We start from the raw sequence: 14,840 nt of genomic DNA on the forward strand, positions 1-14,840 counted from the left end.
TTTCTCTTCCAGCCAAGGGTCGTCCGGCTGCCCCCTTGGCTGCGCGAGCAGGCGCGTTTTCGCCGCGCCAGCATCGTGTTGCTTGCTACGGAGGGTCTTATGGCGAAGGTACCCGCAGTGAAATTGAATGACGGAGGAAAGATCCCGCAGTTGGGCCTGGGCGTCTGGCAGGTGCCGGACGACCAGGCGGCCGCCAGTGTGAAGGAAGCGCTGGCGGCCGGTTACCGCTCGGTGGACACCGCGGCCATCTACGGCAACGAGAAGGGCGTGGGCGCGGGCCTGCGTTCGGCCGGCGTGGCGCGCAAGGACCTGTTCATCACGACCAAGCTCTGGAACGACAGGCATGGCTACGACGACGCGCACAAGGCGATCGACGCCAGCCTGGAAAACCTGGGCCTGGCCTATGTGGATCTGTACCTGATCCATTGGCCGGTGGCGGGCAGCGAGAAGTTCCTGGACGCCTGGCGCGCCATGGTCGAAATGAAGGAAGACGGCCGCGCGCGTTCGATCGGCGTATCCAACTTCACGCAGGCCAATCTGGAACGCCTGATCGATGCGTCGGGCGTGACGCCCGCCGTCAACCAGATCGAACTGCATCCGGGGTTCACGCAGGACGGACTGCGGTCCTTTCATGCCAGGCACGGCATCGCGACCGAATCCTGGAGTCCCCTGGCGCAAGGCAACATCACCAAGGAAAAGGTCATCCTGGACCTGGCGAAGAAGCACGGAAAGTCGCCTGCCCAGGTGACGCTGCGCTGGCACCTGCAGAATGACCTGGTCGTGATCCCGAAGTCGGTGACGCCCGCCCGCATCCGCGAGAACATCGACGTGTTCGATTTCGAGCTGTCCAAGGAGGACATGGCCGCGATCGACGGGATCAAGGAAGGGGCCCGGCTGGGGCCCGATCCGGAGAAGTTCGGCGCATAGGGCGCAAGGCCGGCGGCTGCTGCGGCGCGGGGGGCGCGGCCAGCCGGACGGCCCGGGCTATTGCTGGATCGGAAACGCCCAGTAGCGCACGATGACCACGAGCAGGATGGTCAGCGCGGTCCAGGACGCCCAGTGCCAGGCGCCGGTGCCGAGCAGGGCGGCCAGCAGCCCGAAGACGCTCAGCGCGCCCAGCAGGATGGGCGCGCCCCAGACGAAGAAGAAGCCCCGGCCGCGCTTGCTTTGGGTGTGGCTCATGCGGGATTCCTTTGCGGGGCGGCGGCGGCCTGGTGCTTTCTGATGAGTTCGTTGATGCGCGCTTCGGTGGCGCGGCGGCGCGCCAGCCACAGATAGAGTCCGCTGACCAGGACCACGATGGTGACAAGGTCCAGCACGGCCCAGATGATCTTCAGCGGCAGGCCGCCGTAGTCGCCGAAATGCAGCGGGCGCGAGACTTCCAGCGCCGTCAGGTACCAGGGCATCCGGGCCACCGTCGTGAGTTCGCCGGTCCTGCCGTCCACGAGCACGGGCGTGTTCAGCTTGGAGGTCAGGGGCGAGTCGCCGCGCATCCATGCGATGTAATGATGGGGGCTGCCAAAGGCATTGCCGGGGAAGGAGATGAACGAGACCTCGTTGCCGGGCATGGCCTTTTTCGCGGTGTCGGCGGCCAGCTGCGCCGAGGCCAGGTCGGCAGGCACGGACTGGCCCTTGTAGGGTTCCAGGATGCGCGGCAGTTCGGTCGATTGCCACAGGCGGAACAGCGGCGTCGACAGTTCGTTGATGACGCCGGTGAAGCCCACCACGAACGCCCACACCAGCGTCACGATGCCCAGCAGGTTGTGCAGGTCCAGCCATTTCAGGCGGGGCGACCGGTCCGCCCGCACGGTGCCGAACTCCAGCTTCTTCATGAAGGGGCCGTAGAGCACGACGCCCGACACGATGGCCACGCAGAACAGCAGGCCCATGAAGCCCAGGAACAGCTCGCCTGTCAGGCCCGCGAACAGATCCACGTGCAGGGCCAGCATGATGCCCATGAAGGAGAACTTGTCTTCGGTGTAGAGCGGACCGTCGAGCAGCACGTCGCCCGTGCGGGCGTCCATGCGCACGGCGTGGCCGGAAACCTGGCCGTCGCCCGGCTTCTTGGCCATGCCCACGAACACCTGGGGCTCGTCGGGGTCGAAGAACAGGTAATCGACGACTTCGCCGGGGTACATCGCCCGCGCGCTGTCCACCAGCTTGTCCAGGTTTGCCGGCGGGGTGTTGGCGGGCACGTCCGACAGCGGCTTGGCGTCATCCAGCCAATGCTCGATCTCGTGGTGGAACACGAGCGGCAGGCCGGTAAGACAGATGATGAGCAGGAAGATCGTGCAGACCAGGCTGGTCCATTTATGGACCAGATACCAGGTTTTGATGGTGGACGCGGCGGTCATGGCGACGGCGGGGGAGCGGCTTGCGCGGCCCCTTCAAGGCAAGTCTGGGAAAGAGGCCACATTATCACGAACAAGAGCGATTCTCGTAACGCTATTTGCCTCTGCTTTCAGCCCGTCGACAGACGGGGACGGAGCAAGCGGGTTAAAAAGAAGGGTCGGTTTTTCCTTTTCGCAGTCTTGAGCAAACATGGAGCAGCGTTTCCTGAAGGTTCCGCGCAATGAATCCGGCCGCGACTACGCGGTGGGGGACGTGCACGGACATTTTTCCCGCCTGCAGCAAAGCCTGGATGAGCTTGGATTCGATCCCGCGCGGGACCGGCTCTTTTCCGTCGGCGACCTGGTCGACCGCGGCCCGGAGAGCGAGGCCGCGCTGGACTGGCTGGCGCAGCCCTGGTTCCATGCCGTCCAGGGCAACCACGAGGACTACGCGATCCGCCACGTGCGCACCGGCCAGGTCGACGTGATGAACTGGCGCGGCTACGGCGGCGGCTGGTTCCTGGACCTGCCCGTCGAGCGCCAGCAGGTCTTTGCCGAAGCCTTCACGAAGCTGCCCATCGCCATCGAGGTTGAAACCTCGGCGGGCGCGGTGGGGCTGCTGCACGCCGACTGCCCCGTGCTGTTCTGGCCGCGCCTGGAATCGGCCCTGCAGGACCGCTACAAGCGCACCAGCGCCGCCTGCCAGTGGTCGCGCGACCGCCTGCGGCAGATGGACCGCACCGGCATCCTGGGCGTGCGGGCGGTGGTGGCGGGACATACGCCGGTGGCGTCGCCGCTGGTGCTGGGCAACGTCTATCACATCGATACCGAGGGCTGGAATGCGGGCTACTTCACCTTCCTGGACCTTGAATCCCTGCAGGCGTGGCCGCGCCAGGTCGTGACCGAGGCTGCGGCCGCCGGGTAGGTGGGCCGAACGAATAGCGAAACGGGCGCCTTGCGGCGCCCGTTCTGCGTTGTGCGCAGCTGTTTTACAGCGGCCGGGCGGTCACCGTGCCGGGGCTGTTGACGGCGCTGGCGCGCGCGCCGGCTGCATCGGGGTCCGCGACGGGCGCGGCCACGGCCGGCGCCTGCGGGCCGCCGGCCGGCGTGTTGTCGGCGTGCGGCACGGGGATCGGCATCAGGGGCGGCTGAACCGGGCTGTCGGTCGGGGCCGCAGCGCCGCCGGGCGTCAGCGGCTTCACCGAGGTGTCCACGCCATCGGTGGAGCGGTTGTTGTTCAGGAAGTCGGTCAGCGCGTCGCCGGAGGACAGGTCCAGCGAAGCCACCGCCTGGCCTGGCGGGAATTCGGAGAAGTAGTACTCGCCGTTGTCGACCAGCAGGCCGTCCGGGCGAGGCGCGGGCTTGGATTCGGGCACGCCCTTCAGGACCGGCTGCATGTAGTCCAGCCAGGTGCTGAGCGCAAGGCCGCTGCCGAATTCGTTGGTGCCCAGCGACTTGGGCTGGTCGAAGCCCATCCAGACGGTGGTGGCCAGGTTGCCCGAAAAGCCCGAGAACCACACGTCGACGGCGTCGTTGGTGGTGCCGGTCTTGCCGCCGATGTCGTTGCGCTTGAGCACCTGGTGCGCGCGGGCGGCGGTGCCGTTGACCGTGACGCCGCGCAGGATGTCGTCCATGACCCAGGCGGTGCGCGGGTCGATGGCGCGCGCGGCGGCGTCGCCGGCCACGACGGGCTGGGCCTGCATCAGCACCTTGCCGGAGCGGTCGGTGACGTGGTCGACCAGGTAGGGCGTGACGCGGTAGCCGCCGTTGGCGAACACGCTGTAGCCGTTGACGACCTGCAGCGGCGTGGCCCCGCCGGCGCCCAGCGCCAGCGGCAGCACGGCCGGCCAGCGCGACTTGTCGAAGCCGAAGCGGGTGAGGTAGTCCTGGGCGTACTGCGGGCTGATGGCCTGCAGGATGCGGATCGACACCATGTTCTTGGACCGGTACAGGCCCTGGCGCAGGGTCAGCATGGGTTCGTACTGGTTGCCGTCGTTCTTGGGCTGCCAGGCCTTGGAGCCGGTCTGCTCCGCGCTCAGCATGAAGGGCTGGTCCGAGATCTGCGTGGCGGGGGTCAGGCCGCGTTCCAGCGCCGCCGCATAGACGAAGGGCTTGATGTTCGAACCCGGCTGGCGCCAGGCCTGCGTGACCCGGTTGAAGGTGCCGCGGTTGTAGTCGAAGCCGCCGATCATGGCGCGGATGGCGCCGTCCTGCGGGGCCATCGACACCAGCGCCGCCTGCAGCGCGGGCATGTTGATGATTTCCCAGTTGTCGCCAGTCTTGTGGATATAGACCACCGAGCCGCGGCGCAGGCGTTTGCCGTCGGCGGCCTTCGGGTTGAGCGCCCGGGCGACGACGGCCAGCGCCTTCTTGTCGGAAATGGTGATGACGTCGCGGGCGCTGCGCGCCACCGTGACTTCGGTGGGGCTGGCGGCCAGCCCCACCGCGGCAAGCAGGTCTTCGCTGTCGGGCGTCTTTTCCTGCACGCCGTCCAGGATTTCGTCCAGGGCCTGCGCGTCCTTTTCAATGCCGTCGGGCAGGTCGACCTGGTCTTCCGGCCCCGGGTAGACCGCGCGGCGCGTGTAGTCCAGGACGCCGTCGCGCACCGCGCGGTAGGCGGCTTCCTGTGCCTTGGAGTCGATCGTGGTGTAGACGTCGATGCCCTTGGAATAGGTGTCTTCCTGGAACACGCCGTACATCAGCTGGCGGGCCAGCTCGGCCGGATAGTCGCCGTGCACCGCGAAGCCGCGCGCGCTGGCGCCGTCGGAGCCGCGGACCGTCAGGCGTTCCTTCAGGGCTTCGTCCGCCTGTTCGGGCGTCAGGTAGCCCAGCGTCTTCATGCGGCCCAGCACGTAGTGCTGGCGGATTTCCGCCCGCGGGAAATTGGTGATGGGGTTGAAGCGCGACGGGGCCTTGGGGATGCCCGCCAGCATGGCGGCCTCGGCCGGGGTGACTTCCGACAGCGGCTTGCCGAAATACGTGCGCGAGGCGGCCGCGAAGCCGTAGGCGCGGTGGCCCAGGTAGATCTGGTTCATGTAGAGCTCGAGGATCTGGTCCTTGGTGAGCTCGGATTCGATCTTGAACGTGAGCAGCAGTTCGTAGAACTTGCGCGAGTAGGTCTTTTCCGACGACAGGTAGAAGTTGCGCGCGACCTGCATGGTGATCGTGCTGCCGCCCTGCGTCTTGGAGCCCTTGACGATGTTGGTCAGCACCGCGCGCGCCACGCCCATCCAGTCGACGCCGCCGTGGCTGTAGAAGCGGTCGTCTTCGGCCGCCAGCACCGCCTGGCGCATCACCGGCGGGATTTCATCGAAGCGCAGCACGTTGCGGTGTTCTTCGCCGTATTCGCCGATCAGCACCTTGTCCGCCGTGTAGATGCGCAGCGGCACCCGCGGCCGGTAGTCGGTCATGGCGTGCAGGTCGGGCAGGCTGGGCCAGGCCAGGGCCAGCGCCAGGCCGAGCAGGACGGCGCCGCACACGGCTGCGCCGGCCGCGGCGATACCCGCTTTGACCAGGAGACGTTTCCAGGGAAGGCCCGATTTGCCGCCCGGGGTGGCGGAGGATTGCTGGGGGGTGCTCATTGCAGGCGATTCTAGGGCAGAACGCTATAGACCGCCCATCACGCAATATGGTTTCCGTAACCAAATCTGCGGAAGGCGGAAAGAGGCGATCTACGAGTGAAATAAGGGGGACGGCCTCTGGGGGGCGCGGATGCGGCGCTTGGGCGCCGCCAGCGGGCGCGTGCGTCCGATGCGAAGCCTGAACTGTATTGTGCGCCGTCACAAACGGCAAGGCCCGTTGCAGGGAAAAGCCGGGTTTTCAGCTTGCGTTCAGCGGGGGAGCGAAATCTGGGACGGATTGAAGATAGCGTTGGGGCGGGGCGCCCAGCGCGCGGTGGAACATGGCCGAGAACGCGCTGGCGCTGCGATAGCCCAGGTCGGACGCGATCCGCGCCACGGGCACGCCCAGGGACAGCCTGCAGACGGCGTCGGCCAGCCGCACCTGCTGCACCCACTGCCGGTAATTGAGTCCCAGCTCGGACTGGAACAGGCGGATGAGCGTGCGCGCGCTGGCGCCGACTTCGCTGCCCCAGTCTTCAATGCCGCGCTGCAGGCCGGGCTGGTCCAGGATCGCCGCGCAGATGGTCTGCAGGCGGCGGTCGCGCGGCCAGGGGATCTGGATGGGCACGATCCGGGCGGCGGACAGCTCGGCCAGGATCAGGGCGGCGATCTGTTCGACCCGCCCGCCCAGGGGATAGTCGATGGGTTCGGCGGTCAGGGCCAGGATCAGTTCGCGCAGCAGCCCGCTGACCTCGATCACCTGGCATTGCGGCCAGTAGCCCTGGGCCGCGTCGGCCTGGATGTAGAGCGAGCGCATGGACACGGCGCCCACCATGTCCACGCCGTGCGGCACGCCCGCGGGCACCCACAGCGCGCGCAGCGGCGGCAGCGCCCAGAACCCGCTGGGCGTGGTGACGCGCATCACGCCTTCGACCGCGTAGATGAGCTGGGCGCGGGGGTGGGAGTGGGCGCCGGTCTGCGCGCCGGCGGCAAAATCCTTGGCCATGGCGGTGACCACGCGGGGGCGGTGCTGGTAGTCCTGGGCGTCGATGCTGCGGGACGGGTCGCGCACGGGGGCGGGGCGGACGGGCATGGGTGTCACTTCCGACGAAAGGATGAACCGGCGCATGAAAGCCGAGTCGGCCTATTTTGTCACTTTCCCGACGAAAATTGGCAGATGGCTCCGGCGGCGGATTCCTACACTGTCTCCTGGTTCCGGCTTCAGGCCGGCAGGCCCATTCTCTTCGTGTGCGACCCATGAATTCCGCCCAGAATCCCGCCGCCGGCATCCCCGGCGCGCCCGCATCCCCCGCCGCGGCTCCCGCGGCGTCGTCCGATCCTTCCACCGCCTTCAAGGTGCTGGGCGCGATCAGCGTGGCGCACCTGATGAACGACATGATCCAGTCGATCCTGTTGGCCATCTACCCCATGCTGAAGGACTCGTTCAGCCTGACGTTCACGCAGATCGGGCTGATCACGCTGGTCTACCAGCTGGCCGCGTCGCTGCTGCAGCCCTTCATCGGCCTCTACACCGACCGCCATCCCAAGCCGTATTCGCTGCCCGTGGGCATGGGATTCACGCTCGTGGGCCTGCTGCTGCTGTCGATCGCGCCGTCGTTCGGCTGGCTGCTCGTGGCGGCCGTCCTGGTGGGCACGGGGTCGTCGGTGTTCCACCCCGAATCCTCGCGCGTGGCGCGCATGGCCTCGGGCGGGCGGCACGGGCTGGCGCAGTCGCTGTTCCAGGTGGGCGGCAACGTGGGCTCGGCGCTGGGGCCGCTGCTGGCGGCGTTGTTCATCATTCCGCACGGACAGGGCAGCGTCGCCTGGTTCTCGCTGGCGGCGATGTTCGGCATCGTGGTGCTGGTGTGGATCGGGCGCTGGTACAGCGCCAACCGCGTCCTGCTCAAGCCGCGCGTGCGGCGCGAGGCCGCGGGCAACGGGCTGTCGCGCAACCAGGTCCTGGGCGCCCTGGGCGTGCTGGGGGTGCTGGTGTTTTCCAAGTACTTCTACCTGGCCAGCCTGAACAGCTATTTCACCTTCTACCTGATCGACAAGTTCGCGCTGTCGGTGCGCGAGGCGCAGCTCTATCTGTTCCTGTTCCTGGCCGCCGTGGCGGTGGGCACGGTGGTGGGCGGACCGGTCGGCGACCGGATCGGCCGCAAGATCGTGATCTGGGTGTCGATCCTGGGCGTGGCGCCATTCACGCTGCTGCTGCCGCACGCCAACCTGTTCTGGACCGGCGTGCTGGTGGTGATCATCGGCATGGTCCTGGCGTCGGCATTTTCGGCCATCGTGGTCTATGCGCAGGAGCTCGTGCCGGGCAAGGTGGGCATGATCGCGGGGCTGTTCTTCGGGTTCGCCTTCGGGATGGGCGGCCTGGGCGCGGCGGCGCTGGGCAGGCTGGCCGACGCCACCAGCATCGGCTACGTCTACCAGGTCTGCGCCTATCTGCCGCTGCTGGGCGTGGTGGCCATCCTGCTGCCCAGGGTGGGCAGGGTCTAGCCCGCGCGCAGTGACTGCAAACGGGGGAGGCGGTGTTCGATGCCGTCGATGTCTCCCGCGCCGCCGTGGTGGATGATGGCGATGCGCGCGGCCCGCAGCTGCGCCAGCTGCTCGGCGCTGACGGCAAAGCTCTTGGCCAGGCGCTGGTCGGGCAGCGGCCGGATCGGCTTGCGGCGGTCCTTGCCGCCGAAGCGGCGGTGGTTGTAGACGGCCCAGGCCACCAGCGCCGCGGCGTTGGCCGCCGCCAGCAGCACGTAGCTCCACAGGGTGTGCACCGTGGGCAGGAAGACCGGCAGGAGCGGCGCGTCGGGGCCGCCCGCGGCCCCGCGCAGGATCGCCACGATGCCGGCGCCGAACAGATAGACGAAGGCGAACCAGCCGATGGCGGTGAGCGCAAGGTCAAACAGGTAGCCCGCGCGCGAGCGTTGCGTGGTGATGATCATGATGCGTCCGGAGATTTGATGCCGCGGTCGGGGCTGGTCCAGCGCGCGCGCTCGGCCTGCTTGCGCAGCATGACTTTGGGGAAACTGACCAGCGTGGTGAACAGGCTCACCATCCAGTAGGCCAGCGGATACCAGATGACCCAGTACAGCGAGCGGGCCAGGCCCGGCTCATAGCGGCGGTCGATCAGGATGCTGATGGCGAATTGCAGCAGGCACACCACGGCCAGCATCATGCCGGTGAAGGCGGGCGGCATCAGGCTGGCGATCTGCATGTTGTTGGGCAGCGTCGCGACCTGGCTGATGAGCCAGAGCAGCACCGATACGCCGAAGGCAAAGGCCCAGGCGGTGGACAGGCAGAATTCCGCCATCAGCGGCCACAGGCGGCGATGGCGCCAGACCCAGATCGAACGCAGGTTCTTCAGGAACACTTCGGCGCCGCCCTGGGCCCAGCGCAGCCGCTGCTTCCACAGGCCCCGCAGGGTTTCGGGCATCAGGATCCAGCACAGGCCGCGCGGCTCGTAGAAGATGGACCAGTGGTCGCGCTGCAGTTTCCAGCTGATGTCGATGTCTTCGGTGATCATGTCCAGGCTCCAGTAGCCCGCGCGGTCCAGCGCCGCGCGGCGGAACGCGGCGACCACGCCCGATACCGTGAAGACCTGGCCGTACACGCGCTGGGTGCGCTTGATGAGGCCGATGATCGACGAAAACTCGCCCACCTGGATGCGCCCGATCAGGGTGGAGCGGGTGCGGATGCGCGGATTGCCGGTGACGGCGCCCACGCGCGGGTTGTCGATCAGCGGCGCCACCAGGTAGGCGGCAGCATCGGGATCGAGCATCGCATCGCCGTCGATGCAGACCAGGTATTCGCTGCGGGCAGCCAGGGCGCCCATGCGCAGCGCCATGGCCTTGCCCTGGTTCTGGGCCAGGTGCACGACGCGCAGGCGCGGGTGCTCGCCCGCCAGCCGGTCCAGCATCGGGCCGGTGCCGTCGGTCGATCCGTCGTTGATGGCGATGACTTCGATGTGCGGATAGTTCTGGCCCAGCGCGGCCAGCAGGGTTTCCTCGCCGTTGTCCGCCTCGTTGAAGCAGGGCACCAGGATGGACACCAGCGGCGAGCCGGCCAGGGCCGGCGCCTGCCGGTCGGCGCCCCAGGGCCAGCGCCGTTCCCAGTGCCACCAGAAATAGATGCCGCCCGCCATCCACATGCCGGACATGAACAGGGGGTAGAAGAACACGAAGCCCAGGAGCGCTTCGCCGGTCAGCATCAGGGTGAAGCCGAACGGCGCGCCGAGCACCGCGCAGAGGATCAGCAGGGCAATCAGTCGATCAGTCATTGGAGGGGGTACCACGCTTCGGAGATGGCGGGCCGGATGCCTTGCAGCCGGGGCTGGTCTTGCGAGAAGTCGTCGGGGTAGTAGCCGAAGCTGCGGGCGCCGCGCAGTTGCAGGCGCCGCATCCAGCCGGCCAGGACCTCGGTGTCGACGGGCGTGGCGTCGGGCTGGCCCGGGCCGGTGCGCCAGTCGCGGCTCTGCAGTTCGAATACGGTGCGGGCCAGGGCGCCGGGGCGGCGGGCGACGGTGTCGACCATCGAATCCAGCCACGCGTTTTCCTTGCCCTTGGGCACGTTCTCCATCAGCGGCATGGCCATGGGCGCGGTCCAGTCATAGGCGCCCAGGAAGTCGTCCAGGTTCTGCGCGAACCAGGCCTCGCTGTCGGGATTCAGGATCGGTTGGGCGTAGATGTTGCGGGCCGTCTTGATCTGGGGACCGCGCACGGCGCGCACGCGTTCGGTCAGCGCGGCGGTGAAGTCCACCAGGTAGCGGCTCTTGTAGCGGGTCCAGCGCTGCATCGTGTCCGGATCCGCCCGCAGTTCGGCGATGTTGCCCGGCAGTCCCGCCGCGCGGTAGGCGGCCAGCGCGCCGGGGCTGGCGTCTTCGAAGTCCGACAGCAGCGCGTCGTCGTGGAACAGGATGCCGTCGAAGATCGCGTAGCGGGCCAGGTCTTCATACAGGTCGCCGATGCGCGCACGCGCCGTGGCGTCGAAGGGCGACAGGCGGCGGTACTGGTCCGGGTCGGGGGCCGCCTGTCCGGTATCCGGATCCCAGCGCGCGACGCGCGGCAGGGACGGGTCCAGATCGAAGGCCAGCACGGGCATCCAGGCGTACACCATCACGTTGGCGCGGTTGTGGAGCTGCCAGGCGGCGCGGTTGAAGAGGTCGGCGCGCATCGGCAGCCAGCGGTTGGGGAAGTACACCGACTTCACCAGGCCGTCGCCCTCCGGGTCGGCGTAGGCTTGCAGGAAGACCGTGTTGATCTGCATGTCCAGGATGCGCTGCACCAGCAAGCCCAGGTTGCGGTCGGTCTGCTCGGGGTCCGGGTCGTACACGTAGTCCAGGTCGATGTGGGCCACGCGCATGAAGGGCTCGGCCTCCATGCCGACCACGCTGTTGGCGAAGGACTTGAGCGCCGGATCGCTGGCCAGCAGCAGGCGCGGCGTCGACATCAGGCGGCCCAGGCGGCCGGGGCCGTCTTCCAGCGTCAGCGCAAGCTGATAGCCGTTTTCGGCGGTGATGCGCAGCGTGGACCCGCCCTCGGCGCCATAGGGCCAGACCCACACGCGCGGCTTCTTGCCGGTGGCGGCGCGGATCTTTTCCGTGATGGCGGCGACGTCGCGGCCCATGCGGGCGTCGAACTGCGCCTCGGTTTCGTACTGGCGCGTCCGCGCGTCGTAGGCGCGGATGGCGGCCGCGGGTTCGGTGTTGCCCTGGGGATTGGCCAGCGCGCCGTAATGCGAGGCGTCGGTGTGCGCCGCGATCTCCACCAGGCCGGAGTGGGAGATCTCGCGGATCTCGTCCCAGTTCAGGAAGCGGTCGCGCGCTTCGGGGCTGCCACCGAAATCCACGGGCTGGTTGGCCGGCGTGTCCATCCAGGCGCCCACGGGGGCCAGCAAGGCCGGCCAGCCATAGGCCTTCAGGATGGGCAGCACCCGGGTGTGGAAGCTGCGGTAGCCGTCGTCGAACGACAGCAGCACGGCGCGGTCCGGCAGCGGCTTTCCGCCCTGGCGCGCGGCCAGGATCTGGTCGACCGACACGGCCTGGTAGCCGTTGGCGCGCAGCCAGGCGAGCTGTTCGGCCAGCTTGTCGGTGCGCACGCTGAGAAAGGCCTGATCGGGATCGTCATCCTCGACGTCGTGATAGGCCAGCGCCAGGAATTGGCCCTTGATCCAGGGCTTTTCGGCCGCCGCGACGGGGCGCTCGGCGGGCGGCGTGTAGACGGGGATGTCCTTGGCGCAGGCGGTCAGGAGCAGGAAGAGGAGGAGCAGCAGGCCGGCCAAGGCCAGCCGCACGGGGAGTTTGAGCATCATGTCGGTTCCGGGGCCGGGGTCAGAAGCGGTAGGCAAGGTCGAACACGATGCGCAGTTCGCGCTCGCGGTCGCCGTCGTAGGGCCGGCTGGTGCCGGTGACCATCGCGCCCATGTCCAGGACGTCGTTGGCGCGGTAGCGCTGGCCGTAGCCCAGGGCGATGACGCCGCCCGTGCCATAGCCTTGCTGGCTGTAGGCGCCCGCGCCCAGCGTGCCGATCTGTTCCCAGGCGGTTTCGTAGCGGCGGTAGAGCGTGTGCGTCACGCGTACGCCGGGCAGGGCCATGAAGTCCGCGCTGGGGTTGAAATAGGGCGCGTCGTCCCGCGTATTGCGCTGGGTCGACAGGCCCAGCTCCAGGTCGGCCTTCAGGTGCGGCGCGGTGTAGACGCGCTCGCGTCCGGTGAGGCCCAGTTCCCAGCGGCTGTTGCCGTCGCTGAAATGGGAGGGGGCGGCCGACAGTGTCCATTCGCGCCGCTCATTGGCGCGCCAGCGCACGTAGACCGACAGGGCGTTGGACGAAATGTCGTTGGTCAGCGCGCGCAGCGGCGTGTCGCGCGACAGGATGGCCGCCGAGCCGCCCACCTGCCAGTGGTCGTCCAGGTCGTAGGCGGCCGACAGCCGCACGCCCGGCTTGACGCCATGGCCGTAGTCGTTGGTGGAGACTTCGCCTTCCACGGTCAGGTCGCGGCCGCGCCATTGCACGCCGGTGCGCAGCCAGCGGTAGTTGCCGCGGCCTTCCTCGAAATCGCCGGCCGCATAGCCGCCGCCGCCGAAGACGCGCCAGTTGTAATCGATGGGCGACGAATACAGCACGGCATCGATGCCGAAGTCGCCGTTGCCGGTGACCGGGCTGTCGTTGGCCAGGCCGCGGTAGCCGCTGATCACCAGTTCGGCTTTCTGGTGGACTTCCCATTCGCGGGCCAGCCGGCGGCTGGTCAGGTTCTCGGGGGAGCGGGCCAGCGTGTCCGCGGACAGCGCCTCTGCCTGCCGCCATTCCTGCAGGTCCAGCGCGGTGAAGCCCTGGCCGTTCTCGACGGCCAGGCCGCGGGGCGCCAGGGTCTCGGCCATTTTCAGTTCGATCTCGGCGGCGCGGGGCTGCGACCGGGCGCGATACACGGTGGCCAGATCGGCGCGCAGTCCGGAGTTGTTGGGCGCCTTCTGGACCATGTGTTCCAGGCGCTCTTGGGCGGCGACGGTGTCGTCGGCCTGGAGCCGGGCGGCGGCCAGCGTCTGGCTGCTTTCCAGGTTCAGGTCGTTGGGCATGCGCGTGGCCTGGCCCTTGTAGTAAAGCCAGGGGGCATTGCCCGACTCGACCGCGTCCGTGACGGCGCCGGTCTCCGCGTACTGTTCGCCTTCGGCGAGCGCGTAGTACAGGCCGGTCTGCGTCGCCAGGCGCTGTTCGGGATCGTCGCCGCGCAACGCGTCGTCGGCGGCCACCTGCCGGTAGATGTCGCGGGCGCGCTCGGGCTGTCGCACGTACAGGTAGGCGGAGGCCACGTCGTTCAGCGCGTAGCGGGGCACCTGGACGCCCTCCGCCAGCAGCGCCTCGTAGGCTTGCGTCAGCTCCTGCATGCGCACGCGGGCGTGCAGGGCGTGCAGGCGGTCGATGCGGGCGCGCAGCACGTCGTCGCGGGCCTCGGCGCCCAACTGGCTCCAGGCGGCGATCGCGGTGTCGTACCCGGCCAGCGCCCGGTCGGCGATGGCGTAGCGTTCGGCCTCGCTGCGCGCCGGCATGCCCGCCAGCCGCGCCTGCTGGGCCAGGGCGTCGGCCTCCAGGGCGCGCATCTGGCGGGCGTCGAACAGATCGGGGTGGCGGCGCGCCAGTTCCAGCGCGACGTCGGCCATCCGCGCGCCCTGCAGCGCAAGCACGTACTCGCGCAGCACGTAGGGCGTGCCGGGGGCGCTGGCCAGCGCCTGGTCCGCCTGGTGCAGCGCTTCGAAGGGCAGGCCCTGGCGCGCGTACACGTAGCTGAGCGCAAGGCGGGCGTCGGCGTCGCGGGGGCTGCGTTTCACCCAGCGTTCACCAGCCTGCCTGGCGGCGGCGAATTGTCCCGCGTCGGCCAGCGTCATGACTTCTCCGGCCGCGAAGGCGGATTGGGCCGGGTGGCGGTGCAGGCCGCTGCGGTAGCGCTCCAGCGCCTCGGGCCAGCGGTGCGCGTCGCGGTAGGCCCGGGCCACGGCCAGCTGGACGGACGCAGGCAGGGGGGCGTCCGCCGGCAGGGTCTCGTAGGCCGCGATGGCTTCGGCGGGCCTGCCGGCCCAGCCGGCGATGAGGATGTGATCATGGACGGACCGTTCGCCGGCCGCCGGACCTTGCTGGCGCAGCATTGCCAGGGCGGGTTCGTAGTCGCCGGCGCGGGCGCGTTCGATCAGCGCGTCGTAGCCGTCCGCCGGTCCGGCCAGCGCCAGCGCCGGGGCCAGTACGGCGCAGGCCGCCATCAGGTTCAGTCTCGATCCGGCGGCTTGCGGCCGCTTCGGTCCTAGGTTTGGCATCTGTAGCACTTCCGCAGTTGCGATTCGGGGCGTCCATGAGCCCGCCGCCCAGGGGAGCGGGGCGTCGCCGGCTTGGCCGGCTGCGGCCGCGGGCCCGCAAAAAGCGCCCGTGACACGGGACGGGACGGATTGTGTGTGGGAGTGAGCCGC

General features: G+C 68.8%; 11 protein-coding genes. 3 read left to right on the plus strand and 8 right to left on the minus strand.

Translation table 11 applies throughout. The features are described from left to right. Positions 1-99 precede the first annotated feature (99 nt). Entirely contained in the window at positions 100-927 is an 828-nt protein-coding gene (locus ABE485_RS12515; protein WP_346515615.1) for an aldo/keto reductase, read from the plus strand. 57 nt (positions 928-984) lie between these two features. On the opposite strand, the gene ABE485_RS12520 is transcribed toward ABE485_RS12515, so the two are convergent. Beyond that, positions 985-1,182, minus strand: a complete 198-nt coding sequence (locus ABE485_RS12520) for a hypothetical protein (RefSeq protein WP_346515616.1) — start codon at positions 1,180-1,182, stop codon at positions 985-987. Beyond that, positions 1,179-2,354, minus strand: coding sequence for a PepSY-associated TM helix domain-containing protein (locus ABE485_RS12525; RefSeq protein ID WP_346515617.1), 1,176 nt, complete (start codon positions 2,352-2,354; stop codon positions 1,179-1,181). The genes ABE485_RS12520 and ABE485_RS12525 overlap by 4 nt, the downstream gene beginning before the upstream one ends. A gap of 187 nt (positions 2,355-2,541) precedes the next feature. Between ABE485_RS12525 and ABE485_RS12530 the strand changes: the two genes are divergently transcribed. Beyond that, positions 2,542-3,255 carry a metallophosphoesterase gene (locus ABE485_RS12530; RefSeq protein WP_346515618.1) on the plus strand — a complete coding sequence of 238 codons (714 nt, stop codon included), beginning with the start codon at positions 2,542-2,544 and terminating at the stop codon, positions 3,253-3,255. Between the two features lie 64 nt (positions 3,256-3,319). Here the strand turns inward: ABE485_RS12530 and ABE485_RS12535 are convergent, their stop codons facing one another. Continuing rightward, positions 3,320-5,911, minus strand: coding sequence for a penicillin-binding protein 1A (locus ABE485_RS12535; RefSeq protein WP_346515619.1), 2,592 nt, complete (start codon positions 5,909-5,911; stop codon positions 3,320-3,322). Between the two features lie 238 nt (positions 5,912-6,149). Next, entirely contained in the window at positions 6,150-6,983 is an 834-nt protein-coding gene (locus ABE485_RS12540; RefSeq protein ID WP_346515620.1) for an AraC family transcriptional regulator, read from the minus strand. A gap of 164 nt (positions 6,984-7,147) precedes the next feature. Here ABE485_RS12540 and ABE485_RS12545 point away from each other — a divergent pair, with 164 nt between their 5' ends. Then, positions 7,148-8,392, plus strand: coding sequence for an MFS transporter (locus tag ABE485_RS12545; RefSeq protein ID WP_346515621.1), 1,245 nt, complete (start codon positions 7,148-7,150; stop codon positions 8,390-8,392). Here ABE485_RS12545 and pgaD read toward each other — a convergent pair. Genes pgaD through pgaA form a run of 4 tightly spaced genes read right to left on the minus strand, consistent with a single transcriptional unit; the run spans position 8,389 to position 14,690 of the window. Continuing rightward, positions 8,389-8,835, minus strand: coding sequence for a poly-beta-1,6-N-acetyl-D-glucosamine biosynthesis protein PgaD (gene pgaD, locus ABE485_RS12550; protein ID WP_346515622.1), 447 nt, complete (start codon positions 8,833-8,835; stop codon positions 8,389-8,391). The two genes, ABE485_RS12545 and pgaD, sit on opposite strands and share 4 nt — an antisense overlap. Next, entirely contained in the window at positions 8,832-10,169 is a 1,338-nt protein-coding gene (gene pgaC / locus ABE485_RS12555) for a poly-beta-1,6-N-acetyl-D-glucosamine synthase (protein ID WP_346515623.1), read from the minus strand. Before pgaC ends, pgaD begins: the two co-directional genes overlap by 4 nt. Continuing rightward, entirely contained in the window at positions 10,166-12,199 is a 2,034-nt protein-coding gene (gene pgaB, locus ABE485_RS12560) for a poly-beta-1,6-N-acetyl-D-glucosamine N-deacetylase PgaB (protein ID WP_346515624.1), read from the minus strand. Before pgaB ends, pgaC begins: the two co-directional genes overlap by 4 nt. Before the next feature lie 19 nt (positions 12,200-12,218). Then, positions 12,219-14,690 carry a poly-beta-1,6 N-acetyl-D-glucosamine export porin PgaA gene (gene pgaA / locus ABE485_RS12565; protein WP_346515625.1) on the minus strand — a complete coding sequence of 824 codons (2,472 nt, stop codon included), beginning with the start codon at positions 14,688-14,690 and terminating at the stop codon, positions 12,219-12,221. Between the last annotated feature and the right edge of the window lie 150 nt (positions 14,691-14,840).

The sequence above is a fragment of the Achromobacter spanius genome, assembly GCF_039673305.1.
Lineage (GTDB): Bacteria > Pseudomonadota > Gammaproteobacteria > Burkholderiales > Burkholderiaceae_B > Achromobacter > Achromobacter spanius_F.

Coding starts and splice junctions, on each gene's coding strand:
- ABE485_RS12535 (WP_346515619.1), bottom strand. CDS start 5,911: ATGAGCACCCCCCAGCAATCCTCCGCCACCCCGGGCGGCAAATCGGGC.
- pgaA (WP_346515625.1), bottom strand. CDS start 14,690: ATGCCAAACCTAGGACCGAAGCGGCCGCAAGCCGCCGGATCGAGACTG.
- ABE485_RS12530 (WP_346515618.1), top strand. CDS start 2,542: ATGGAGCAGCGTTTCCTGAAGGTTCCGCGCAATGAATCCGGCCGCGAC.
- ABE485_RS12540 (WP_346515620.1), bottom strand. CDS start 6,983: ATGCCCGTCCGCCCCGCCCCCGTGCGCGACCCGTCCCGCAGCATCGAC.
- pgaC (WP_346515623.1), bottom strand. CDS start 10,169: ATGACTGATCGACTGATTGCCCTGCTGATCCTCTGCGCGGTGCTCGGC.
- pgaB (WP_346515624.1), bottom strand. CDS start 12,199: ATGATGCTCAAACTCCCCGTGCGGCTGGCCTTGGCCGGCCTGCTGCTC.
- pgaD (WP_346515622.1), bottom strand. CDS start 8,835: ATGATCATCACCACGCAACGCTCGCGCGCGGGCTACCTGTTTGACCTT.
- ABE485_RS12525 (WP_346515617.1), bottom strand. CDS start 2,354: ATGACCGCCGCGTCCACCATCAAAACCTGGTATCTGGTCCATAAATGG.
- ABE485_RS12520 (WP_346515616.1), bottom strand. CDS start 1,182: ATGAGCCACACCCAAAGCAAGCGCGGCCGGGGCTTCTTCTTCGTCTGG.
- ABE485_RS12545 (WP_346515621.1), top strand. CDS start 7,148: ATGAATTCCGCCCAGAATCCCGCCGCCGGCATCCCCGGCGCGCCCGCA.
- ABE485_RS12515 (WP_346515615.1), top strand. CDS start 100: ATGGCGAAGGTACCCGCAGTGAAATTGAATGACGGAGGAAAGATCCCG.